A 23,449-nucleotide genomic window follows, 5' to 3' on the forward strand; every position below is an offset into this window, starting at 1 on the left:
TAATTGAGCGTCCATGCAGCAATTTTATGCTATATAATAATGATGAGGGGTAGGGGAATTATGAAGTCGATAACAAGGAATAAACGAACTATTTCTTTAATATGTGTGCTATCTACGGTAGTGACTATGGCAGCGGGCTGCGCGAATCAGGAAAAGGGGAATGCGGCTACAACGCCTGCAGCGGGACCGGAACCTCTGAAGCTTAGTATTATGGCTACCTATTACACACCACAGCCGCCGAATGCTCAGAATGAAGCATGGAAAAAGCTGCAGGAGCTGACCGGTACTTCAATTGATATGACCTGGGTACCCCGCTCGGCTTTTGATGATAAGGTGAGTGTGTCGATTGCCTCCAATGACCTCCCGAAGGTGATGCTGGCCTTGAAATATAATGCGGCACCTTTGGTTAACGCAATTAAATCGGGTATGTTCTGGGAAATCGGACCGTATCTAAAGGATTATAAAAACCTGAACGCGATGAATTCCATCCCATTCAACAATACCAAGATTGACGGCAAAATCTATGGTTTGTACAGGCCGCGACCCATATCCCGCCATGGTATCATTTTCCGCAAGGATTGGCTGGATAATCTGGGCTTGAAGGAGCCGAAAACACCCGAGGAATTATATACGGTGTTGAAAGCCTTTACACATGACGATCCTGACCGCAATGGCAAGAACGATACATTAGGCATGGCGGAATACAAGGATATTGAATCGTATTTAATGCCGCATATGGCAGCCATTTTCGGAGCGCCGAACAAATGGAATGAGGACAAGGGAGCGTTTACGGCCGAGTTCATGACTAAAGAATATTTGGATGCGCTCAAATTCATAAAACGGCTGTATGACGAAAAGCTGATGAACCAGGATTTTGTCGTGACCGAAGAGCTGCAGCGCAGCACGATGTTTTATCAGGGAAAAACAGGGATTGTGCTTGGCAACGCCGATGGTGCAGGCTCGATGCAAAATGAGCTTCGCAAAAACCTTCCTGATGCCAAGGTGGAGCTGATGGGCGGCATTGCCGGTCCGAAGGGCGAACGGAATATGGCGCAGCAAGGCTATACCGGTGTCTATCTATTCCCCAAATCCTCGGTAAAAACGGAAGCTGAGCTTAAAAAGATTTTGTCCTTTTTCGATAAGCTGCTCGAGCCGGATGCCGTTAACTTGTTAGCATGGGGTATGGAAGGCAAGCAATACAAGCTGGTTGATGGGCAAGTGGAGAAGCTGCTGGATAACGAGAAGTTTACGAGCGACTTACTTGGTCTTGATGAGCTGCGCATCGATGACAAGGCGAAGGAGCTGCCGCTCAAGGGCGAGGACGCCATCACCAAAAAAGCGAAAAAAGCAATGCAGGACAACGAGAAGAAAGCCGTTCTCAACCCTTCGCTGGGGCTGGAGTCGGAAACTCTGGTCCAGAAGGGCACAGAATTAAATAAAATCATCAATGATGCCAAAATTAAGTTTATTACAGGCAAGCTGGACGAAGCAGGCTGGAATAAGGCGGTTGAGGATTGGATCAAGGCCGGCGGCGATAAGGTCATGACGGAGCTGGCTGAAAGCCTAAAGAAGTCACAAACCAAATAACCGGTGGTCCAAGGGAGAAGCAAGTCTTTTCCCTTTCCAATGTTTCATAAAGTCCGGTGCTGCACGAAACCGCTGCTGGGGAGGGACCGGATGAATCATCATCATCGCATCAACTTTTTCAAAAAATTATTTTTATTTTGCTTCGGCATAGGGATTGTGCCTGTGATTACGTTGGGCTATTTCTCTTATGCCAAGTCCTCCGCGCTTTTGCTCGACAAAGCGAACAGAAGCAGTGCGGAGTCGGTAGAACAGACGCGGCTGCGATTCGAGCAAAAAATGAAAATGGTTGATAATACACAAACTCAATTCATTGGTGCATCTGCAGTCATCTCGGCGATGGAACAGCGGCTGGATAGCAATAATTATTTGTTGTATGAGGACTTGATTCAATCGATTCATCGTCTGCAAACGTATGAGTTCGGTTTGGCGGAGGTATATCTGGTCAACCTTTATCAGGATTGGATTTTGGACAGCCGAGGTCAAAGCTCGTTTGAGCAGCATTATCTGGCAAAGTCGATCGATGCGTACGTGGGCATTCCCAAAGCTTCCTTCTGGGCTTCCATGAAGCTGCCCTGGTATGAGGATGGCAACCCGCTCCAATGGAATATGGCTCTTGTCAAAAAGATTCCTAACAATTCGATCAAACCAATGGGATTGCTTGTAGCCATCCTTCCCTGCATAGAATTGAACAAGATGCTGCCTCAGGGCGGTGAGCCCGGCGAGTTTTATGTGTTGGACGATAAGCTGAGGGTTATCGCTTCTGCCCATCCTGAGCAGGTCGGCATCGATCTTTCGAAGGATCCGGTGATCGGTCAAATTCAAGGCGAGCAGCTGGAGGCTAACCAATTTCAGACGGATATTGGAAATGAGGCCTATGGGATCACTTATCGAAAATCCAGCTACAATGGATGGACATATGTGAATAAAATTCATATTAGGGATATCAAGCAAGAATCCAGAGCTATTGGCTGGCTGACCATCGCGATCTGTTTAAGCCTGCTGCTTTTTTTGCTCCTGCTATCCTTTCAAGGGTCTCGACAGCTGTACCGACCTATTCGCAGGCTGTATGACATCGTCTTAAAAGCACCGGATACGCCCAAATTATCGCCCAGAAAAGATGAGCTGTCCTGGATTGAATCCAAGCTGCACATGCTGCTTAGCAATCAGGCTCAAATGAGCCATCAGCTAAAGGAGTTTTTTGTGCATAAGCTGTTGCAGGGCGCGGTCGGTGCGAATGAGATTATGGAAAGATCCGATTCACTGGGGCTGTCTTCCTGGAAGTCCATGAGAGTCCTGTGCGTGAGGATCGATACGATGGAAAGCACGAATTACAAGGAATGGGATCGGGATTTGCTGTTGTTCGCTATACACAATATTACAAGCGAGCTCATTGCAGCAGAGCTGTGCCTGCCACCTGTCGTGATCAATGAATTTCAGGTTACGGTTATAGGAAGCCATGCCGAGCTTGCGGAGGAATCCAAGGCAGAGGCCTATGGACAGGGGAAAGCGATTCAAACGGCGATTCAAGACTATTTGAAGCTGTCTGTCAGCATGGGCATCAGCTCTGCAATCACGCATCCAGCAGATATGCCTGGCGCATTTCTGGAGGCCAAGGAAGCGTTGGCGTATGGGGTTCGACTTGGATACGAATCGATCCTGTTTCTTGAGGATATGCACTCTCCCTTGATGTCTGTACCGGTTACGTTTCCACAGCATATCGTCAGCGAGCTAACGGAACAGATCAGGCTGCTGGACGAAGGAAAGGCGAATCTGCTGATTGAGGAGTTTATGGCGGTGGTGGCCGATAAATCCATTAGTCATCAGGAGTTTCAGCTTTATCTGATGCGGCTTCTGGTCGAGCTGCTGCGTTTGTATCAAGACAATGGCGGGCAGATGCAGGACCTCGTGCTCAATGAAAAAGCAGTTGTAAGCGAAATGTTTCTATTGAAGTCCAATAAAGAAATCGTCGTCTGGTTTCAAATGTCTGTCATCAGACCGTTAATCGCCCACATCGAGCAGCGCAGGGATTCGCTGTATACCAGCATATCCGATCAAATTCTAACCATCATTCACAGCGAGTATGATACCCCGTTAACACTGGAATTGTGCGGTGCGAGGCTGAGCTACCACCCGGAATATGTGGGTCGCGTCTTCCGCAAGGAGACGGGCTTTGCCTTCGGTGAATATTTGTCCGGGTATCGTCTGCAAATAGCGAAGAAGTGGCTGGTTGAGACGGATATGACCGTAACGGAGATATCTGAGAGATTGATGTACAACAAGCCACAAAATTTCATCAGGTATTTCCGTAAAATGGAGCAGATTACACCCGGTCAATATCGGGAGTTGTTTCACAGCAAATCCAAACGGGCAGCGGAGCAGCAGGAGACATCGAGTGCTGAAACCTTTGCCGCTAAAAAGGAGTGAATGCTTATGCTTACCATGAATACGTATAAAGATTCGATGACAGGCTGCCGGATTCAGACAATCGGACAGTCAGGTACCGATACGAGCCATTATTATTTTACGGCTATGACCTGGCTGGCAGACAGTCGAAGATTGATTGCCAGCACCCAAATCGACGCTGACAAGAAATGCAGCTACGTGCTGTTTGACACAGAAACCGGTCATTCAACGGTTATTGCGAATGGGGAGCAGTGGGCGGGAGGTGTTGTTTCCTCGGATGATAAGCTGTACTTTCCACGTGACAATTCAATCCAAGGCATCGATTTAAACACATTGAAATCCTGGACCGTGTGCGAGCTGGCATCTGGAGATTATTTCGGGGAGCCGCTTTCCGTGTCTGATGATGCCTCAGTTCTCGGCGTGTATGGAATGCTCGGCGGACAATCGTTTATCGGAACTGTGGATGTAGCTGCCGGAAAGCTGACACATCAGATAGCGCCCGGGTTCGCCCGGCCCTATGAGATCGCTAACCATGCGATGGTTAATCCCGTTTACGACCATTTGGTCTTGTTCGCCCATGAGGGAAAGACCGAGCACATCCCTGACCGCTTGTGGCTCTACGACACCGAGGCCTCTAAACTGAGCAATATATATGAACAGCAGCAGCTGCAGGACGGTAGCCTTGGCGAGTATATAGGGCATGAGATGTGGGCGGCTGACGGGGAGGGCGCATATTTTGTCAGGTATAAATCCAGTCCGATCGCGCCAACCGGCATTTATTATGTGGATAGGCACCGGAGCCAAGGGGTATTTTTAAATGGGGATTATGGCTATTGGCACGCTGCTGCGAGTCCTGACGGCAATTGGATCGTTGCGGATACACATGAGCAGCCATCCAAACTCGTGCTGATTGACCTTCGTGATCATTCGTCCAGAGTGCTAACCGAAGTACCGTTATGGTGGAACCATCCAGGGCATCCCCATCCTTCGTTCAGTCCGGACAGCCGTAAGGTAACCTATACATTTGCCGATGATGAGAATCATTTGTGGATCGGCATTATCGATATATATGAAGAGCTTGAAAAGTCTGGTGAATAAAGAGCGGAGCGGTCAAATGATCCTGGAGAAGCGATAGCGTTCGCCTACACGCTTTCTGTAAGAAAGCGACAACGAAAACATGCGCTGTCTCCATATTTTTACTACTAAATATCTAATAAGATCAAAAAATAAGGAGACAACAGCGATTGGAAGGATATTTGATCGCACAGCGGGACTTATTCAGCGGACTTTTAAACAAAGTCCTAGATATGAGCAGCAGTCAAGGAAAGGAGCAACGATTGTGAAAAAGCTCGAAGGTAAGCAGGAAGCCGCAACCCTTAATAACATGGAACACTATGCATCCGATGTAGCGGCTTCCGACAGTGCACTGAAGCCGGTCGTGCATATGATTGGCAACGCACATCTGGACCCGGTATGGCTCTGGCGCTGGCAGGAGGGCTTTGCCGAGATCAAGGCCACGTTCCGCTCTGCTCTCGACCGGATGGTGGAATTTCCCGAATTTGTGTTTACGTGCGCGGGTGCCTCCTGCTACAAATGGATAGAAGAAAATGAACCCCGTATGTTTGCAGAAATTGTGAAGCGGGTAGCCGAAGGGCGGTGGGTCATTGTCGGCGGCTGGTGGGTTCAGCCGGATTGCAATATTCCGGCAGGAGAGTCGTTTGCAAGGCATTCACTCTATGGACAGCGCTACTTTCTGGAGCGTTTTGGCAGGTCGGCGAAGGTCGGCTACAATGTCGATTCCTTTGGCCATCATGCCATGCTGCCGCAAATTCTCAAGCTGAGCGGTATGAACAACTATGTATATATGCGGCCCGAGGAGCATGAGCAGCACATTCCGGCCAATCTGTATTGGTGGGAAAGCATGGACGGCAGCAGAGTCATGACGTACCGGATTCCATGCGGTTACAATACGCATCAATTTGAAACCTCGGAGCCCAAAATCTTGAAGGTGCGGGAAATCGCCGAGCAGCAGCAGACCGACCAAATGTGCTTCTACGGGGTTGGCAATCATGGCGGCGGACCGACTATTGCCAATTTGCATGAAATCCGCGCTGTCAAGGAAAGGCCTGGTGGCGAAGCGATCCTGCTCAGCTCGCCGGACGCCTATTTTGAGCGCATGCAAGCGCATGGGCAGATACTGCCGGTCGTCACGGGTGAACTGCAGCATCATGCCAGCGGCTGCTACGCTACCCATTCGGAGACCAAAGCCAGCAATCGTAAGACAGAGCACAGGCTGATGACGGCGGAGAAGCTGTCTGCCTTGGCGCACCGTCTGCTCGGACACGATTATGACTCCGCACAATTTCAAAAAGCCTGGGAATGTGTGATGTTTAATCAGTTCCATGACATTATGGGCGGCTGCAGCATCAAGGAAGCTTATGACGATGCGAGAGAAGCTTACGGTTATGCGCAGCATATCGCTTCCATTTCGTCCAATGCGGCCCTGCAAAGGATATCGTGGTCGATCAATACGATGCGCCCGGGCATTACCTTTCTGGATAAAAATAAAGACCGCACCTTGTGGGAACAAAATGACAGCGGGATTCCGGTAGTCGTGTTCAATCCTTTGTCCTGGGACGTAGAGGCACCGGTGGTCGTTACCCAACAGATGAAGAGCATCACCGACGAAGAGGGGAATCCCGTTGTCATTCAGCATGTGCGCGCCTCGCGAACGAACGGGGGAGATAAATACGACACTCTATTCAGGGGAGTGATTCCGGCCTTCGGCTACCGGGTGTACTGGATTTTCCGCAATCAAACGTTTACTGACACCGATCCCGGAGCCAGTGTGGGTACAGATCCGAATAGCGGGAACGCTGCATCCCAGACCTTGTGCGAGCAAACGCCAAAGGATGCACTACTGGTCTCTTCGCAGGGGGCGGAAGCTTTTCTCGAAAATGCATGGATACGCCTTGAGATCGATCCACATACCGGTTACGTGAAAAGCTTGTTTGATAAAAGAGCTGGAATCGAAATCGTAGTTGGCCGCATGGCTGTGCCTCTTGTCATGGATGAGCATGACTGTGATACTTGGGGGCACGGCAAGCTGGAGTTCCGCAATGAAATCGGACGCTTTACCGATGCCACGGTGAAGGTCGTTGAATCGGGACCGCTGCGGGCTACATTAAGAGTAACAAGCCGGTACGGGAATTCCACGCTTAGACAGGACTTTATGTTATATAAGGATAGCCCGGATATCCAGGTAAAGGCCAAGCTCGATTGGCAGGAGAAGCACAAGCTGTTGAAGCTGTCTTTCCCGACACGTATTCACGAACCGAAAGCAACATATGAAATTTCTTATGGCTATCTGGAGCGCCCGGTAAATGGCGAGGAAGAGCCGGGGCAGCAGTGGGTCGATGTGAGCGGATGGCTTGTATCCAGCAGAGAGGCTTCAACGAATTTGCCTATGGAGGCTGCGGCAGCAGGCTGCAGCTACGGGTTAACGCTGCTGAATGATAGTAAATACAGCTTCGATGTAAAAAATGCCGACCTGCGTATGACGATTGTGCGTGGAGCGATTTTTGCCGACCATTATGGTAAACGGGATGATCTATGCGAATATATGGATCAGGGTGTTCAGGAGTTCGCCTATGCGCTGGTGCTGCATGCGGGAACTTGGCAGGAGGCGAGTATTGTCCGCAAAGCCTATGAGTGGAATGTTCCCCCGGTTCATATTGTAGAAACATATCATGAAGGGTCTTTGCCACAAAAGTGGAGTGGCATCCACTTGTCTACAGAACAGGTTGCCGCCACTGTTTTTAAAAGGGCAGAGGAAGACAATGGATACATATTGCGCTGCTATGAAACGCATGGTTTGGAGACGGATGTGACAATCGAGCTACCGATGCTAGGACGCTCATGGCAGTCTAGGTTCGGACGCTGCGAGATTAAAACCTTTTACATTCCAGATGCTTCCGACTTGCCTGTAGTTGAGACGAATTTTATTGAACTGCCCTGGACATGAGGGCATAACGAATTCGGCCAATGATGTGGTGGGAGACTTGATTACCCCAATTAATAAATTTAGCAGCAAGGTCGGGAAATCCGGCCTTGCTTTTTTTTGTATATCCCCGAATGGTCAGACGCGGCTGCTTCTGAGAAAAAGATAACTAAGGCGTATAAAAGCTTAACTGACACCTATCTTTTTTAAGGGTGCACTTCGTTATGATAAATGTGATCGCAGGGATGGATTTGCTGTGATCTGAATTTGAATTTGGAGAGGATGATGGATATGCCACAAAGGCTTATTGCCCAGGAACCGAGAATATGCACGTATGAAACTTATGAAGACCGTCCGCTGCTTGTCAATGAAGTGAGGGTGCTTACCGAATACGCATCGGTGAAGATGGGCGTGAGCTTCGTACAGGAAGGTGGTCATGAAGCATGAGTCTGGAGTCTGTGAATTCAAGCATAACGAATAGTGGCACCCATAGCACCCAGACAACGATTTTGTTCCTGGACGATTGGCAGCTAAGCAGTATTACGAATATGGATCGCAAGGTTGGCAAACCCAAATGGATTCGGGAAGGGACGCTGGTCGATGGATTGACGGAAGGCACATGGAACTTTCCACTTGTCGTCTATGAGCCGGATTTGCAGCTGTGGAAGGCAGTTTACTGCGGTGCGGTTGATTTTGAACCCGTAAGAGCTAACAAAAACCGTTTTCTGCGCAATCAGATCCTGCTGTATGCCGAGAGCTCGGACGGGGTGAACTGGGTGAAAAAGGACGTGAGCGACCAAGCGTCATTTCCGGGTAAGCGGTATGCAGCCAATCAGGTATTTGGTCTTGATGAACACTGTGATGGTGCGCCAGTATTTTATGATCTTCATGAGCGTGATTCTGAGCGCCGGTGGAAATACTTTTTTGCCAGCCATCGCAAGCAGTTTCTGGCTGTCTCGCCTGATGCTATCCATTGGAAGGTGGAGGCTATTCCTCTTGACGAGGTAACGCTTGATTCGCCGATCACGTGCTTCTATAATGATGTTAAAGGTACTTATGTGCTTTCCCGCCGTGTTCATAACGGAGACAGACGTATTGCGCTGTTTGAAACCATGGATTTTCGCACTTTTACTCAACCGGAAATAGTGATTCATCCCGAGCCGCATGATCCTCCCTTGGTCCAGTTCTATGGAATGCCCGTTTATAAATACGAGCATTTGTTCATGGGACTCCTCTGGATGTTTCATACGAATCCGGGAGAAATCGAGTACCACAAGGATTTCGGTCCGATTGATTGCTCGCTGGCGTACAGCATGGACGGCCGGCATTTTTTTCGTGCGCTGCATGAACCCTTTATCCCACGCAATGAACGCGGTGAGCACGGCGGTGGCAGTATATATACGAGTACGATGCTGCAAGCTCCCGATGGTCATCTGCGTTTTTATTCGGGTGGTTCAAAGGCGGAGCATTTTCAGGATCAAAATCTCGACGATGCAGCCCTGCTGCTGCATGAGCTGCGCAAGGACGGTTTTTTTTATCTGGAAAGCCATGCCATGATCGGCAGGGTCATGACACGCTGCGTTGATTTTGGCGGGAATGGTCTGAATCTTAATGTCCGTGCACCGTATGGAAGGATCAGGGTGCAGTTGTCCGAAGCGCAGGGCAAACCGCATGATGGCTTCGCATTTGACGATTGTGTACCGTTCTGTGGTGACTCTACTGCATACAGCCCAGTATGGAAATCTGGCAGGCTCCCATCGGAGCTGCATGGAATTCGGACGCATATTGAAGTGGAGGTAACTTCTGGAGAGCTATACGCCATTCGCGGCGACTTTGAGATTCAAATCGGTTCGAAATAAAGCCTGCAAGTAACCTTGAAACCTTTATGCGAAAATGAGAAAAGGCTTACAAAATCAGGAGGTACACAATGATCTACTCGCCATCAATTGATGCTGTGTTCAGGAATAGCGGTTATGATCTGGACAGGATTTTGCGAACAGTCAAGGAGCTTGGTTTTACAGCTTTTGAATTTTGGGGCTGGGGAAATCGGGATATCGATTTGATGGAGCAGTTGGTTCAGGAACTGGACCTGCAGGTAGGTTCCTTTTGCACCAAGTCAATTTCACTGCTTGATCCAGCGCTTCGCGATTCATTTGTAATAGGGCTGGAGGAAACATTGGTGATTGCCAAGCGGTTGAACTGCAAGTATTTGATTGCAGTAACGGGGAATACGCTTGATGGGTTTTCACGAGCAGAACAGCATCAAAGTATCATCGACGGATTAATGGCTTGTGCTCCCTTGCTGGAAGCGGCAGGCGTTACTCTGGTTCTGGAGCCGCTGAATACGAAGGTCAATCATCCGGGATATTTCCTTGAAACCACTGCAGAAGCATTGGCTATCATTGCCGAGGTTGGCAGCCCTAATGTGAAGCTGCTGTATGATGTGTATCACCAGCAAATTACCGAAGGTGATCTGACGCCAACAATTAGCTTCAATATCGGGCAGATCGGATATATTCACGTCGCTGATCATCCGGGGAGGCATGAGCTGGGAACAGGAGAAATTGCCTATCCATTTGTTATGAACAAGCTGCGGGAGCTTGGATATTCCGGCTATGTGGGACTGGAATTTATTCCTACAGGGACACCGGAGGATGGTTTGAGAGCTTGTCTTGCGCAGTTAGATAAATAGTATGTAAGTGACTAAACAAGAAGGCCTCGTTTCCGTTAGCGGTCAAGAGGCTTTTTTATATGAACCGTTAACCGATATGTGAATTTCACGCCAAATAAAGGGGATGGACAGATTGATTCAGCTACCCGAGAAATTTATTCATACCATAATGGGCGTACATCAGGAAAAAGGCGCTTTGTGGCTGGAGCATTTTGAAGAGCTTATCCAATACTGCGAGAACCGCTGGTCTTTTCAAGTTCAGGCAGCTTATCCGCTTTCTTTCAACTTTGTTGCGCCAGTGCTTTTTCACAATGGTACAGAAGCCGTACTCAAGCTGGGAGTTCCCAACAAGGAATTAATCACGGAAGCGGAAGCACTGCGCATGTACAAGGGGAATGGTTGTGCCAGACTCTGGGATGCGGATACCGATAAAGGTATTTTGATTCTGGAAAAAGCGACCCCAGGGCACACCCTGAAAACAGTCGTAGATGATGATGAGGCGGTACGACTGGCCTCAGCCGTAATGAGGAAGCTGCAAGTACCCCCGCCGCTGCGCCCTTTGTTTCCATCGACAGCGGATTGGGCCAAAGGCTTCGACAAGCTACGCACCCGTTACCATGGCTCCACAGGACCCTTGCCGGAACGCATGGTGCGTAAAGCGGAGGAATGGTTTGCGAAGCTGCACAAGACTTGGAGAAATCCACAGCTGCTGCATGGTGATCTTCACCATGAGAATCTGCTGTCAGCCGAACGTGAGCCTTATATCGCTATCGACCCTAAGGGTCTGATTGGCGAGCTTGAGTATGGCGTCATTTCTTTTTTAATGAATAACTTGCCAGAGAAGCACCCAAGCGACATCATTAGACGAAGAATTGAGCTCTTCAGTAAAGAGTTGACATTAGATCCAGTAAGAATAATGACTTGGGGCTACTGTCATGCGGTACTTTCTGCCTGGTGGTGTGTGGAGGATCAGGTTGGCGATCCCCTGAAATCACTGGAGCTGGCAGCTGTTTTTGAGAAGCTACTGGAAGAAGAAGCATAAGATGAGTTCGTACCAATCCAGGCTATTAAGGGTGCGCTCTGTTGAGTGAATAATAAAGGATGCGGGACAGATTGACATCACTAAGGTTTAAAAACAAGCTGTACAGGAGTTTGGCAATTTTTATTTTTACAGGATATGGTCTATTTATGTGTTATTTATTGTTTTTCGGATTCTCCAGAGCTGCCAGAACGGAAAGAATGATGAACCTGGTTCCTTTTAAAACGATATCCAATTATATAACAGGATTTCATCATTACAATTTGGATACGTGGGTCATTAACCTGTTTGGAAATGTGGCAGCTTTTATTCCGTTTGGTTTTTTGGTGCCGCTGGTTTTCCCGGGCGTTCGGAGCTACCTGCAAATCATTACCCGTTTTTTTCTGGCGCTGCTGGCTGTTGAAGCGATCCAGTGGGTGTTCCATGTTGGCAGCTTTGATGTTGATGATATTTTGTTGAATGTAATCGGCGGATTAATCGGATTTGCCATGCTGCAAAGAGTTCGCCGTTTGAATAAGAGATAAAATAATGAACGGTGACATGCCTAATGACGGAAAATGAAAGAAGGAACACATTTGCCGCAGCAAATCGATAATGAGAGCGTTTCAGCCGCGTCGCCTGAGCCACGCAAGTACAAACGATTGCTCGATCCACAAGTGCTGTTAAAGCTGGAGACAGGTGGGAAGAAGGAAATCCGTAAAGTGATTTTGCAGCTGGCGGGACCTTCACTCGTTGAAAATATGATGATGAATCTGCTTCAAATGATTGTGATGATCATGGTCGGGCATGTGGGTGCGGAGGCAGTCACGGCGGTTGGATTGACGAATCAGCCTGTGTTTTTTGCGTTGGCGATCTTTATGGCATTGAATATCGGTACGACTGCGATTATTGCAAGAGCGATGGGTGCAGGTAATGTAGAAGAGGCTACACTTACGGCTCAGCAGACGTTTATGCTCAGCTTATTGCTGAGTGTTGTGGTCATCTCGCTCAGCTACATATTTGCTGAAAATATTCTCGTGCTGCTCGGTGCGACGAGCGATGTTCTTGCAGAGGGACTGAGTTATGCGAAAATGATGTTTATCTCGCTCAGCTTTACGGTCATTTCGACAAGCCTGTCAGCCATTTTACGAGGAGCCGGGGACACCAGAACCCCAATGAAAATCAATGTATTGTCGAATATTCTCGTTGTCATTCTTGGATATCCGCTTATTTATGGAATTGGCTCCATTCCGGGCATGGGACTGATCGGTGCTGCTGTTGCTACGGTGGTAGCGCGGGCTATTTCTACCTTGTGGGTAGTCTTTGTATTATTTGGAAAAGGCTCAATTATTAAGCTTTCCTGGAGGAAGCTAATGGTTGTCGATTACCCGATGATCCGTAGAATTGTCAAAATCGGCCTGCCATCAGCGGGGGAGCAGCTTGCTCTTCGAGCAGGGCAGCTTGTATTTACTTTGGTACTGAGCGGTTTGGGTACGGCGGTGTTCGCGGCGCATACGATTTGCTTCAACATTATGGGGCTTACCTTTATGCCAGGTATGGCTTTCTCGCTTGCGGCCAGCACGTTGGTGGGTCAAGGATTAGGAGCTGGCAAGCCTGAGCTTGCGGAAAAATTCGGCTGGGAGACCAGCAGGTTCGGACGCATTTTTGCCGGTATTATGGGCGTCGGATTTATTGTGTTCGCGCCTTACATTATGATGCTGTACACCCATGATGCAGCTGTTATTAGCGCGGGGGCGAGTGCACTGCGTATTATTGGGCTGATCCAAACCTTTCAGGCGTCGCAGTTTATCCTGGCAGGCGCGCTGCGTGGGGCTGGCGATACCCGGTTTCCCTTGATTTCGACTTTTGTTGGTGTGTTTATTTTTCGGGGTATGCTCAGCCTGTTGTTTGTGCTCGTTTTTCACTGGGGGATTATCGGTGCCTATTTATCGATTGCGGTCGATCAGGTTGTCCGAACTGCCATTATTTACTTCCGTTACAAAAGTGGTAAATGGAAAATGGCGGCTGTCTAGTAGTGTGGTGAATAAAGAGCGGAGCGGCCAAATGATCCTGAAGAAGCGTTAGCGCTCGCCTACACGCTTTCTGTAAGAAAGCGACTACGAAAGCATATGCTGTTTCCGAACTTTTACCGCAAAATAACTTATAAAATGAATAAAAATACGGAAACAACAGCGATCGGAGGGATATTTGGCCGCGCAGCGGGACTTATTCACCGCACTTCCAGACTTGCCCAAGTTACAGTCATACAACTAACTACATGTCGATGTTGAATTGAATGGCTTCGGAACCTTCCTTGAGAGGAGGGTTCTTTGTCATTCGTAGCGATTCTGCAGCATAGGGACATGGGTATATAATAAATAGCTGGATGCATGCAAAAAGATTGGAGCCAAAGCGTCAGGACTCCGTCGAATCATGGATATGAGGCAGGCTGAGTCTGCATAAAATAAGATAACAACCAGAAAGGGTGATCCCGGATGGAGATCGTTTTTGTATGTCATGGTCAAGGAGAACACACACTGCAAATACCAGAGAGCTACAAAATGGAGAATCCCGGGCTTACAGATTACGGAAAACATCAGGCTGAGCGCCTGAGAACAATCATGCCCCTGACAGAACGCCATGCCGTCATAGCGAGCCCAACAAGACGTACGCTGCAAACCGCGCAGCTTTGGTGTAAAGGTTCGCACGCGCTTCGTTTTGTTCATCCGGCTGCGGGTCCTCGACAATTTCCGCTGCGCTTTGATTTCCAAACCTTGCCTTGCGATGAAATGCTGGAGCCTTCCTGCTTATCCGATTGCTATAGTGACTTTTCGCTGCCCCAGGATGTACCTCCCTATATGTGGCTGCAAGGTATCAACACACTGCCTAATCTGCTGTTTGAGAAATGGGCTGAGCAATTTATGAACTGGTGCAGGAAGCTGGAGAAGGAAACGCTTTATATCGTTTCTCATGATGGAACGATAGCCTCCTATATGCAGCTGATTACCGGGACTAAGTTAACCCGGAGGGATCTGCTGCCGGATGCAGGATGGATTCCCGTGTCCTCTTACCAAAAGGTTTGATGGGTGATTTCCCGCTTTCAGTTAGGAAAGTATGGGATCGGGTCCAAGACAGCTCAGTCATCGCTGCATGTTCAAATATACAACGCAGGGAGAGGAGCATTTTTGTGCTTCATCCTTTACTGCTGATATGCTATAATAATACATTGTGATGTAAAAGTTTCGGTTAGGGAGTGAACAGTTTGTCTCTTATAGTAATGAAATTCGGTGGAAGTTCGGTTGGTGACGCAGAACGGATGAAGCGCGTAGCGGGTCGTATCGTAGAGAGACAGCGCGAAGGTCATCAATGTGTGGTCGTAGTTTCAGCAATGGGAGATACGACAGATGATTTGATTGACTTGACGAAGCAAATCAGCTCGTCTACACCTCCGGCCAGAGAAATGGATATGCTGCTGAGCACGGGTGAGCAGGTATCGGTAGCATTATTGTCGATTACGATTCAGAGCTTGGGTCAACCGGCGATATCTTATACGGGCTGGCAGGCTGGGATGTACACAGAGCCTGTTCATGGAAAAGCGAGAATTTCCGATATTCAACCGGAACGTATATTTAAAGCGCTGGACCAGGGGAATGTAGTCATTGTTGCGGGCTTCCAAGGTATGACGCAGGAAGGCGAGATTACGACTTTGGGACGTGGTGGCTCCGATACGACAGCAGTAGCGTTGGCTGCTGCGATTAAAGCTGACGTATGCGAGATTTTCACCGATGTGGATGGAATTTATTCCACTGATCCGCGTGTGGTCAAATGTGCTCGCAAGCTTCCGGAAATTACGTATGATGAAATGCTGGAGCTCGCCAATCTGGGTGCTGCTGTACTGCATCCGCGTGCTGTGGAATACGCCAAAAATTACAATGTGCCGCTGGTCGTCAGATCCAGCTTTAACCATAATGAAGGTACCCAAGTCAAGGAGGAAGCAGCAATGGAGCAAGGTATCGTAGTACGCGGAATCGCAAGCGATAAGAATGTAGCAAGAATCAGTATTCTTGGTGTGGAAGATAAACCGGGTCAATTGGCCAAAGTATTTACTGCACTGGCTAAAGAGCAGATTGACGTCGATATTATCGTACAAAGCGGTGTTCTGAATGGTGTTGCTGACTTCTCATTTACTGTAGCGCTTTCCGATAAGGACAGAGCTGTCAAAGTCATTGAAGAGATTCGCAGCACTGTGAACTTTCATGAAGTCTCATCCCAGGAAAATCTGGTGAAGGTATCTATCGTTGGTGCAGGCATGGTCAGTACGCCAGGAGTAGCTGCCAAAATGTTCGAGGTCATTTCGGATCTGGGTTTAAGCATCAATATGGTCAGTACGTCTGAAATTAAAACCTCATGCGTAATCGACAACAGTCGTTTGCCGGAAGTGATTCAGGCGCTGCATACTGCTTATGGCTTGGACACTGAGCAGCAGGCATTTGTCGGAGGACCTTCCGACAGACGTTAATGATGATCTTCCTCTTATCTTAGCTTATCAAATAAAAAGGTGAATACCTTCAACAAAAAAGCTGTAATTCCAGCAGCCATCAAAGGCCCGACAGGAATGCCGCGCAAAAAAATAATACCGAAAATCGAACCGATGACAAGACCCACAATTAATTGTGGGTCTATTTTTAATAAGCTTAAACCTTTACCGTTCATATAGGTGGCGATGGCCCCGCCCAGCAGCGCCAATATTCCCGGCCATGTCGTAAACATACTGGCTACGTCTTTGAATGATATTTTCTCACTGGCAAACGGAACCAGCACGCCCATGGTTAAAAATAACAGCCCCAGCTCCAACCCTCTGCGTTCAATGGTCGGTAAATAACGATCCAGGCTGACCAGCTTGATAATCAATAGCACGCAGGCTGCTGTAGTAATGATGTTCGAGCGTCCAATCAGGCCGATTATAATAAGCGCAACCAGTAATATATCCCCATTCATAGCAAGAACTCCTTGTCTCATGGATTTCACTTTTACTGTATGAGACAGGCAGCTATTTCATGTTCATTTCATTAAAGGTTTAATGCAGCTGTTTCACCGGCAATAAGGTCAAACGCCCACCCTGCATGATAGGGACGAGAGGGATGAGATTCATTCGTGAGCAGTAGATGACATCATCGCGGAAACCGAGCTTATCCAGCCGTTTACCGTTGCTGCTTTTTAACAAAGCTTCTGTCATCGCGGATTGCACTTGCCGGAATGCGTGCAGCTGACATAAGCCCAGATCATCGACATTCATCGACTTGCCTTGCCCCGACAGTCCTTGTAATTCCTCGATAAGCTGACCTGCACAGATTCCGTCCTCAAAAGCAAACACGTCCTGCGTACCCGAGCACAAGATGACGATATCTTTATTTAAGGCTGCTGCTTCCATCGCGCAGGCTCTGCCGTTAAGCAGTGAAGCGATAAGTACAGTACCGGACCTGTTCGCTTTTTGGATAGCACGGGTACCGTTGGCAGTCGTAAGAATAATGGTTTTACCTGCAATTTTGTCATCCATATACTCAAATGGGGAGTTGCCTAGATCAAAACCCGGTATTTTTTTACAGTAACGTTCTCCACCCGCTAGCCATTCCTGTTGTTCTAATAGAAGCTGCTTGGCTTGCAGCACCGTTTCGACCGGATAAATCGCATCGCACCCATGAGCCAAGGCTGTCAGCATGGTACTGGTGGCTCGCAGCACATCAATGACAATAACAGTTTTGTTCACTAGGTCATCCGAACGCGCCTCGTTGACACTGGGAATGACGGTAATATCCATTGATGCTATCCTCCTATAAGTTTTGCTTAAGCAAAACTGGCCTCGTAAGCGATACTATAAGTTTTGCCAAGGCAAAACTGACTTCGTAAGCTTCCTTATATAACCCAATCTCCGACGTAGGCACAAGGTGCCTCCAGACCAAAATGCATCGTATCCGAACGCAATCCTCTACGCAGCGCCTCCAGTGAAATCAAATCCTGTGGGGCTACATTGCCCAAATGAATATCGCTTCCAAGAAGATTTAACAGATGGACCTGCTGCTCCTTCTGAGGAGCTTCCCACAGCAGCAGATGCTTGGATGGCACACGTTCCAGCACCTTGACGATGTCCTGATCCTTACACTCGCCCTGCTCATCATAAATGCCGACACCTTTACCTGACTCCCGACCCTCGATCGTAATCAGGCTGGCACCCAGCTCAGCGTCTATAGTAACCGTTTCAATCAATGCATCAATTTCGATAGAGGAGCCCCACAGTTTTTTTCCATATTCGGTAATAACCGTGAACCCTTCCTCTGCAGCACGAGTAATAAGCTGGCTGCGCAGATTCCGGTCCAGCTCAATCGTACCATCGGAAATTTCAACACCGTTAAAGCCCAAAATTGAGATCATATCAAAAAACTCGTCTACCGCGTCCTGCTGAATAGCGACCTCCAAAAACGTACCACCAGGGTACACGATAATATTGTGTTTTTTGGCCATCTCGATTTTGCGCTTCAATATATCCGTTTCATACAGCGGTGATGTGCCAAATCCGATTTTGAGCATATCGACATAAGAACCCGCCGTTTGCAGCAAATCGTCAAGCGCATGAATTCCCAGGCCTTTATCGATCACCATGGTTTTACCGAGCATTCTTGGTTTGTCAGTGCGTTTACCTGACGGATCGCTGAGCAGTGGATGCCATTTTACCTGTGTCGTTGCTTCCATGTTTTATCGCCTCGCTGTTACTTGGATTGATTACTTCGTCATCATATGCATCAGAAGGTAGTGATGTGCCCAGTATGCCTAAAAGCAGACATGTCCGCATAGAGTTGAATGAGAGGCTGAAATAGAAGAGTTCCCACACGCAGATAAAGAAAGGAGAGGAGAAAGCTGATTAATAAAATTGTATTAAGTATGGCCGCACTTCGTTTGATGTCGGGTAGTATCGAGATCATTGCCGCGCTTCTGATGCTACGTTATAACCAGATTGAAAAAGCTCTGATGGTTAACACCGGTCTGGCTATGGTAGGACCCTTTGTGCTGCTGACGACTACCACTCTAGGGCTGGTGGGGCTTGCGGATAAGCTGTCTGTAGGCAAAATGCTCTGGGTGCTTGTTGGTGTGAGCTGCATTTTTATCGGGATTTTGAGAAAATAACTGGTCATATTTCAGTAGGCCAAGCATACACATAATTTAGTGAACGGAAGAATAATCTGACAGAACAGCAGTGAGGGTTCACTGCATATTAAATGAAGGGGGTGGGTGGATGCAGTCACTACTTCAGCTATTTTCGGTTTCATTACGTCAAAGACTAGCAGCGCTACCCTCTCAAATTGTACAGGATTTACAAGAAATTCGGGTTCGTGAGCAGCGCCCTCTTGAGATTGGCTGGGGGAGGCAATACAGCTTTGTTTCACAGTCAGGTGGTCTAACTAACGATCCCGCTGAGGCTTATAGGCCGAATCGAGAGGATTGCGCCGCGCTGCTGGAGATGCTGACGCAGCATTCGCTATATACCTTTGAGGAGGAGCTGCGAAGAGGCTTCATTACGGTGGCAGGGGGGCATCGCATCGGGCTGGCTGGGCGGACTGTGCTGGAGCAGGGCAAGGTCAGGCTGCTGAAGGATATCAGCTCTTTCAATATCCGGGTTGCCAAGGAGCATAAGGGCTGCGGCAATCAAATTTTACCTTATGTGACCGATGCAACAGGACAAGGCTCTATTCTTCATACCTTGATCGTATCCCCGCCTCAGCAGGGGAAAACGACCCTGATTCGTGATTTGGCAAGGATTATCAGCAGGGGTCCCGTAAATGGCAGTGGCTTGTCACTGCGACGGGGATACAAGGTTGGAATCGTGGACGAGCGATCCGAGATTGCCGCATGCGTCCGAGGAGTGCCGCGCTTTGAACTGGGTCCGCGTACGGATGTGCTGGATGGCTGCCCAAAGGCAGAAGGGATGATGATGATGATTCGATCCATGTCTCCAGAACTGCTGATTGTGGACGAGATTGGCAGACCTGAAGATGCAGCAGCTATCCATGAAGCGATTCATGCCGGTATCACCGTGATGGCCACCGCACATGGCTTGAATTATGACGATATTTCAAGAAGGCCGGTATTAAAGGAATTGCTCCATGATCAGGTTTTTAAAAGGATCGTCGTACTGAGCAATCAATCGAGTATAGGAGCATTGGAAGGTATCTACGATGGTCAGGGACGCAGATTGAATACTTCCATCAAAGGCAGTCATGCTCTCACAGTCGCTGTTGATCAGGAACGAACAATGATCACACGCTCCGTTCAACCGTCAGGGAGCACCTTATGCTGAAGCTGCTGGGAGCCATGATGATTATGCTGTCGGCAACCTTATTCGGTTTTTATCAGGCACAGCGATTTTCGCGAAGACCCAGGCAAATTTCCGATCTGATCCGATCCTTGCAGCGGTTGGAAACCGAAATGACCTATGGCTTGACCCCGCTGCCTCAAGCACTGCTGCAGGTCGCACGCGCCTGTCCGCAACCAGTCAGTCATCTATTCCGCTATACCGCAGAACAATTGAAAGTAGCTGCAGGTCGGACAGTACAGCACATATGGCAGCAAGCGATAGCTGAACATTGGCAATATACAGTGCTAAAAACGGGGGAGCAGGAAATTCTCAGTCAGCTGGGGAGTACACTAGGATTATCGGACAGCGCCGATCAGGTCAAGCATATCCGGCTGGCGGTTCAACAGCTGCAGGGTGAACTCGAAACGGCAGTGGAGGAACGTAAAAGGTATGAAGGCATGTGGCGCAGTCTTGGGCTGCTGATGGGAGCGCTGGTCGTCATATTGATGTATTAGAGGGATGGGATCAAGGGTTTACAGGTTAGAGGTGAGGTGCCGTGAATGAACGTTGACGTGAGTGCGATATTTCAGATAGCCGGAATCGGAATTATTATCGCAATGATTCACACCGTACTGAAGCAAATGGGCAAAGAAGATATGGCGCATTGGGTAACATTAATCGGATTTGTTGTCGTGCTGTTTATGGTTGTCAGAATGCTGGACAGCCTGTTCAAGGAAATTAAAACTATTTTCTTATTCCAGTAGGTGAATCGTCTTGGAGATCATACAAATAGTGGGCCTGAGCCTGTTCGCCACCGTTCTCGTTCTGATCATCAAGGAACAAAAGCCGATGTTTGCTTTTCTGATCGTCGCGTTTACGGGTATCACCATCTTTTTATTTCTCATCGGCAAAATATCAACGGTCATTCAGGTACTGGAGGATTTAGCGACTAAAGCGAGCATAGACATGATTTTCCTTAAAACCATTCTCAAAATTGTCGGGATTGCCTACATTGCCGAATTTGGTGCCCAAATTGTTAGGGACGCGGGTCAGGAATCGATTGCCTCCAAGATCGAGCTATCCGGCAAAGTATTAATTATGGTGATGGCGATTCCCATCGTATCCGTCATTATAGAAACGGTCGTGAAGCTGCTTCCAGCCTAACGTAAAGTCGCATGGTTCCAGGAGATGAAGCTAATGATGCCCTACAAGACTTGGAAACGATACACCTCCACACCGCTTACAGCTGCTCTTTATGGAGACAGAAACAAATTGGGGATCAAACGGGGTTGGCTGCTGCTGGTATGCTTCCTGTACCTGTTCATAGGGGGACTGGGTGGCATTGGATTTACGAATATGACAGCAGGTACAGATCACGTTGAAGCTGCTGGTCCGGTCGAGCAAATCATCAAGGAAGAGGCCGAACGGCTGCAAACCGATCCCGTTGAGCAGTATTGGACCAAGCTGATGCAAACGTATGGAGGTTACTTTCCGGAAAGCAAGACACCGACCTTTAACGAGCTGTTGACCGGGGCCAAGGATTTTCAGATGAGTACGATCTTATCCGGTATTTTTCGTTACTTCTTCCATGAGCTCGTATATAATGGCAAGCTGCTGGCGTCCATCGTCGTGTTATCCATATTCAGTATGCTGCTTGAGACGCTGCAGAGCTCCTTTGAAAAAAACAACGTCAGTAAAGTGGCGTACGCGATCGTTTTTATGGTGTTGATGATCATGGCTGTTAACAGCTTCACGGTTGCCATCGGTTATGCGAATGCGGCAATCAGCGAGATGATCCATTTTATGATCGCGATTGTCCCGCTTCTGCTGACACTGCTGGCTTCGATGGGTAATATGGTTTCTGTTTCTGTCCTGCACCCGTTAATCGTATTTATGATCCACGCAGTCGGGACGGGCATTTATCTGATTGTATTCCCGCTGCTGTTCTTTTCAGCCGTGCTGCATATCGTTAGCTCCTTGTCTGACAAATACAAGGTAACCCAGCTGGCTAACCTGCTCAGAATGATAAGTGTGGGGTGTCTTGGAGTCTTTATTACCGTATTTCTCGGAGTTATTTCAGTTCGTGGGGCAGGCAGCGCCATCGTGGACGGAGTCACAATCCGCACAGCGAAATATATTGCCGGGAACTTCGTACCTGTCGTAGGTAAAATGTTCTCGGACGCCTCGGAGACGGTAATAGGCGCTTCGCTGCTGGTCAAGAATGCTGTGGGACTTGTCGGACTGGTTATCCTGCTCATTTTGTGTGCTTTTCCTGCATTGAAAATAATGGCATTAGCCTTGATATACAACCTGTCAGCAGCCGTCATGCAGCCGCTTGGGGATAGTCCTATCATTGCTTGTCTGGATACGATAGGAAAAAGCCTGATTTATGTTTTTGCCGCCTTGGCCGTGGTTGGACTGATGTTTTTTCTGGCTATTACGATGCTTATAGCAGCAGGCAATCTTTCCGTGATGATGCGATGATCGTTGTACGCAGATAGGGATGACAGAGGAGGGAACAGGATGGGTTGGCTTTCCGATTGGTTGAAATCGATCATTATGGTGATCCTGCTCGCGACTTTTGTGGACATCCTGCTGCCGAATCAGACGATGCAGCGTTATGTGAAAACAGTCATCAGCCTTTTTATTTTACTCACCCTGCTTCAACCGCTATTTTCATTGTTTCAAAAGTCGACCTCCGTTGATCTCATGCTGAGCCAGGCACAATCGCTTTTTCAAGACAATTCGGCATCGGGAGGAGCCTTGCCGGTTTTCCAGGCTTCATCGCCAGCATCGCAAGCAGGAGGTCCGGGGCAAACCTTGCAGCAGTCACAGACACAAGGGTCGGCCGGCAGCATGCAGACACTCGGAAGCATTCAACAGCAGGCGGAAGCACTGAAAATGCAGCAGGAGGAACGCTCCCAGAAGCTGATGCAGCAGCAAATCATTACTTTAATGAAACAAAATATTGAACAAACGCCGGCTTTTAAGGTAGGAGATTTGAAGCTGGAAACCGGTAAGGACGCAAACGGACAGATGCAAATCCGCAGCATCCGTGTACAAGTCGCTTATCGACCGGCTTCGGTCCCATCCAACATACAGACGCAGACGGTCAACACCTTTCAGGTTGAACCTGTTAAGCCTATAGACATTTCGATAGAAGCGAGCAGTGGTCAGATCGATAGTACCTCAATGGGAGGAGGAGACAACAGGCAGACAGATAGTAAAGCAGCTAGCGCTAACGGCTCTACAGGGAATAAACAGAAGCCGAAGCCAAGCACCGGCTTTGAGCAGCAGCAATCACAAATCCGCATGCTGCTCAGCAAGACATGGCAGGTTCAGGAGGACCGTATAGATGTAGAGGTTACAGGGGAAAAGCTTTAGCTGATCAGGTTACTTAGAAACGGCGGGCATTCATTTAAT

The 23,449-nt window shown here is 48.4% G+C and carries 22 protein-coding genes; 19 read left to right on the forward strand and 3 right to left on the reverse strand.

Annotated features, from left to right (window positions below; all coding sequences use genetic code 11):
- Positions 1-60 precede the first annotated feature (60 nt).
- The 12 genes from NST47_RS13800 to NST47_RS13855 all read left to right on the forward strand — a co-directional run bounded on the left by NST47_RS13800 (position 61) and on the right by NST47_RS13855 (position 16,198).
- Complete coding sequence (locus NST47_RS13800) at positions 61-1,587, forward strand: extracellular solute-binding protein (RefSeq protein ID WP_341155681.1); 1,527 nt, start codon at positions 61-63, stop codon at positions 1,585-1,587.
- A 90-nt stretch (positions 1,588-1,677) separates the two neighbouring features.
- Positions 1,678-4,011 (forward strand): helix-turn-helix domain-containing protein, encoded by a 2,334-nt coding sequence (locus tag NST47_RS13805; RefSeq protein WP_341155682.1) that lies wholly within the window; start codon positions 1,678-1,680, stop codon positions 4,009-4,011.
- Between the two features lie 15 nt (positions 4,012-4,026).
- Positions 4,027-5,088, forward strand: coding sequence for a hypothetical protein (locus tag NST47_RS13810; RefSeq protein WP_341155683.1), 1,062 nt, complete (start codon positions 4,027-4,029; stop codon positions 5,086-5,088).
- A 241-nt stretch (positions 5,089-5,329) separates the two neighbouring features.
- Positions 5,330-8,014 carry an alpha-mannosidase gene (locus tag NST47_RS13815; protein WP_341155684.1) on the forward strand — a complete coding sequence of 895 codons (2,685 nt, stop codon included), beginning with the start codon at positions 5,330-5,332 and terminating at the stop codon, positions 8,012-8,014.
- Between the two features lie 267 nt (positions 8,015-8,281).
- Positions 8,282-8,437 carry a hypothetical protein gene (locus tag NST47_RS13820; protein ID WP_341155685.1) on the forward strand — a complete coding sequence of 52 codons (156 nt, stop codon included), beginning with the start codon at positions 8,282-8,284 and terminating at the stop codon, positions 8,435-8,437.
- Entirely contained in the window at positions 8,434-9,849 is a 1,416-nt protein-coding gene (locus NST47_RS13825) for a hypothetical protein (RefSeq protein ID WP_341155686.1), read from the forward strand. The genes NST47_RS13820 and NST47_RS13825 overlap by 4 nt, the downstream gene beginning before the upstream one ends.
- A 68-nt stretch (positions 9,850-9,917) precedes the next feature.
- Entirely contained in the window at positions 9,918-10,682 is a 765-nt protein-coding gene (locus tag NST47_RS13830; protein WP_341155687.1) for a hydroxypyruvate isomerase family protein, read from the forward strand.
- Between the two features lie 112 nt (positions 10,683-10,794).
- On the forward strand, positions 10,795-11,703 hold the full coding sequence (locus tag NST47_RS13835) for an aminoglycoside phosphotransferase family protein (RefSeq protein WP_341155688.1): 909 nt from the start codon (positions 10,795-10,797) through the stop codon (positions 11,701-11,703).
- Between the two features lie 110 nt (positions 11,704-11,813).
- Positions 11,814-12,224, forward strand: a complete 411-nt coding sequence (locus NST47_RS13840; RefSeq protein ID WP_341155689.1) for a VanZ family protein — start codon at positions 11,814-11,816, stop codon at positions 12,222-12,224.
- 33 nt (positions 12,225-12,257) lie between these two features.
- Positions 12,258-13,712 (forward strand): MATE family efflux transporter, encoded by a 1,455-nt coding sequence (locus tag NST47_RS13845; protein WP_341155690.1) that lies wholly within the window; start codon positions 12,258-12,260, stop codon positions 13,710-13,712.
- A 462-nt stretch (positions 13,713-14,174) separates the two neighbouring features.
- Complete coding sequence (locus NST47_RS13850) at positions 14,175-14,762, forward strand: histidine phosphatase family protein (protein WP_341155691.1); 588 nt, start codon at positions 14,175-14,177, stop codon at positions 14,760-14,762.
- 179 nt (positions 14,763-14,941) lie between these two features.
- Complete coding sequence (locus NST47_RS13855) at positions 14,942-16,198, forward strand: aspartate kinase (protein ID WP_341155692.1); 1,257 nt, start codon at positions 14,942-14,944, stop codon at positions 16,196-16,198.
- A gap of 14 nt (positions 16,199-16,212) precedes the next feature.
- Here the strand turns inward: NST47_RS13855 and NST47_RS13860 are convergent, their stop codons facing one another.
- The 3 genes from NST47_RS13860 to NST47_RS13870 all read right to left on the reverse strand — a co-directional run bounded on the left by NST47_RS13860 (position 16,213) and on the right by NST47_RS13870 (position 18,426).
- The gene (locus tag NST47_RS13860; RefSeq protein ID WP_341155693.1) at positions 16,213-16,677 is read right to left on the reverse strand and encodes a DUF441 domain-containing protein; all 465 of its coding nucleotides are present in this window, start codon (positions 16,675-16,677) and stop codon (positions 16,213-16,215) included.
- 79 nt (positions 16,678-16,756) lie between these two features.
- Positions 16,757-17,497 carry a 2-phosphosulfolactate phosphatase gene (locus NST47_RS13865; RefSeq protein WP_341155694.1) on the reverse strand — a complete coding sequence of 247 codons (741 nt, stop codon included), beginning with the start codon at positions 17,495-17,497 and terminating at the stop codon, positions 16,757-16,759.
- A gap of 95 nt (positions 17,498-17,592) precedes the next feature.
- Positions 17,593-18,426, reverse strand: coding sequence for a phosphosulfolactate synthase (locus NST47_RS13870; RefSeq protein WP_341155695.1), 834 nt, complete (start codon positions 18,424-18,426; stop codon positions 17,593-17,595).
- Between the two features lie 165 nt (positions 18,427-18,591).
- Between NST47_RS13870 and NST47_RS13875 the strand changes: the two genes are divergently transcribed.
- The 7 genes from NST47_RS13875 (at position 18,592) to spoIIIAF (ending at position 23,410) form a co-directional block, all read left to right on the forward strand.
- A complete protein-coding gene (locus tag NST47_RS13875; protein ID WP_179097362.1) occupies positions 18,592-18,858 on the forward strand; it encodes a YqhV family protein in 267 nt (88 codons plus the stop codon).
- Between the two features lie 109 nt (positions 18,859-18,967).
- The gene (spoIIIAA, locus tag NST47_RS13880; RefSeq protein ID WP_341155696.1) at positions 18,968-20,029 is read left to right on the forward strand and encodes a stage III sporulation protein AA; all 1,062 of its coding nucleotides are present in this window, start codon (positions 18,968-18,970) and stop codon (positions 20,027-20,029) included.
- Positions 20,023-20,541 carry a stage III sporulation protein SpoIIIAB gene (spoIIIAB, locus tag NST47_RS13885; protein ID WP_341155697.1) on the forward strand — a complete coding sequence of 173 codons (519 nt, stop codon included), beginning with the start codon at positions 20,023-20,025 and terminating at the stop codon, positions 20,539-20,541. Before spoIIIAA ends, spoIIIAB begins: the two co-directional genes overlap by 7 nt.
- A gap of 45 nt (positions 20,542-20,586) precedes the next feature.
- On the forward strand, positions 20,587-20,790 hold the full coding sequence (spoIIIAC, locus tag NST47_RS13890; RefSeq protein ID WP_076227891.1) for a stage III sporulation protein AC: 204 nt from the start codon (positions 20,587-20,589) through the stop codon (positions 20,788-20,790).
- Positions 20,791-20,800: 10 nt separating this feature from the next.
- Positions 20,801-21,190: a stage III sporulation protein AD gene (spoIIIAD, locus tag NST47_RS13895; protein WP_076227889.1), complete on the forward strand. Its 390-nt coding sequence runs from the start codon at positions 20,801-20,803 to the stop codon at positions 21,188-21,190.
- Positions 21,191-21,226: 36 nt separating this feature from the next.
- On the forward strand, positions 21,227-22,510 hold the full coding sequence (spoIIIAE, locus tag NST47_RS13900; RefSeq protein ID WP_445667462.1) for a stage III sporulation protein AE: 1,284 nt from the start codon (positions 21,227-21,229) through the stop codon (positions 22,508-22,510).
- Positions 22,511-22,549: 39 nt separating this feature from the next.
- Entirely contained in the window at positions 22,550-23,410 is an 861-nt protein-coding gene (spoIIIAF, locus tag NST47_RS13905; protein ID WP_341155698.1) for a stage III sporulation protein AF, read from the forward strand.
- The last annotated feature ends 39 nt before the right edge of the window (positions 23,411-23,449 follow it).

This window comes from Paenibacillus sp. FSL H8-0034, from assembly GCF_038000305.1.
Lineage (GTDB): Bacteria > Bacillota > Bacilli > Paenibacillales > NBRC-103111 > Paenibacillus_S.

What these genes read in the sequence shown, in the direction of transcription:
- spoIIIAB (WP_341155697.1), top strand. Translation starts at nt 20,023, where the DNA reads ATGCTGAAGCTGCTGGGAGCCATGATGATTATGCTGTCGGCAACCTTA.
- NST47_RS13825 (WP_341155686.1), top strand. Translation starts at nt 8,434, where the DNA reads ATGAGTCTGGAGTCTGTGAATTCAAGCATAACGAATAGTGGCACCCAT.
- NST47_RS13800 (WP_341155681.1), top strand. Translation starts at nt 61, where the DNA reads ATGAAGTCGATAACAAGGAATAAACGAACTATTTCTTTAATATGTGTG.
- NST47_RS13850 (WP_341155691.1), top strand. Translation starts at nt 14,175, where the DNA reads ATGGAGATCGTTTTTGTATGTCATGGTCAAGGAGAACACACACTGCAA.
- NST47_RS13805 (WP_341155682.1), top strand. Translation starts at nt 1,678, where the DNA reads ATGAATCATCATCATCGCATCAACTTTTTCAAAAAATTATTTTTATTT.
- NST47_RS13820 (WP_341155685.1), top strand. Translation starts at nt 8,282, where the DNA reads ATGCCACAAAGGCTTATTGCCCAGGAACCGAGAATATGCACGTATGAA.
- NST47_RS13865 (WP_341155694.1), bottom strand. Translation starts at nt 17,497, where the DNA reads ATGGATATTACCGTCATTCCCAGTGTCAACGAGGCGCGTTCGGATGAC.
- NST47_RS13830 (WP_341155687.1), top strand. Translation starts at nt 9,918, where the DNA reads ATGATCTACTCGCCATCAATTGATGCTGTGTTCAGGAATAGCGGTTAT.
- spoIIIAC (WP_076227891.1), top strand. Translation starts at nt 20,587, where the DNA reads ATGAACGTTGACGTGAGTGCGATATTTCAGATAGCCGGAATCGGAATT.
- spoIIIAA (WP_341155696.1), top strand. Translation starts at nt 18,968, where the DNA reads ATGCAGTCACTACTTCAGCTATTTTCGGTTTCATTACGTCAAAGACTA.
- NST47_RS13845 (WP_341155690.1), top strand. Translation starts at nt 12,258, where the DNA reads ATGAAAGAAGGAACACATTTGCCGCAGCAAATCGATAATGAGAGCGTT.
- NST47_RS13860 (WP_341155693.1), bottom strand. Translation starts at nt 16,677, where the DNA reads ATGAATGGGGATATATTACTGGTTGCGCTTATTATAATCGGCCTGATT.
- NST47_RS13810 (WP_341155683.1), top strand. Translation starts at nt 4,027, where the DNA reads ATGAATACGTATAAAGATTCGATGACAGGCTGCCGGATTCAGACAATC.
- spoIIIAF (WP_341155698.1), top strand. Translation starts at nt 22,550, where the DNA reads ATGGGTTGGCTTTCCGATTGGTTGAAATCGATCATTATGGTGATCCTG.
- spoIIIAE (WP_445667462.1), top strand. Translation starts at nt 21,227, where the DNA reads ATGCCCTACAAGACTTGGAAACGATACACCTCCACACCGCTTACAGCT.
- NST47_RS13870 (WP_341155695.1), bottom strand. Translation starts at nt 18,426, where the DNA reads ATGGAAGCAACGACACAGGTAAAATGGCATCCACTGCTCAGCGATCCG.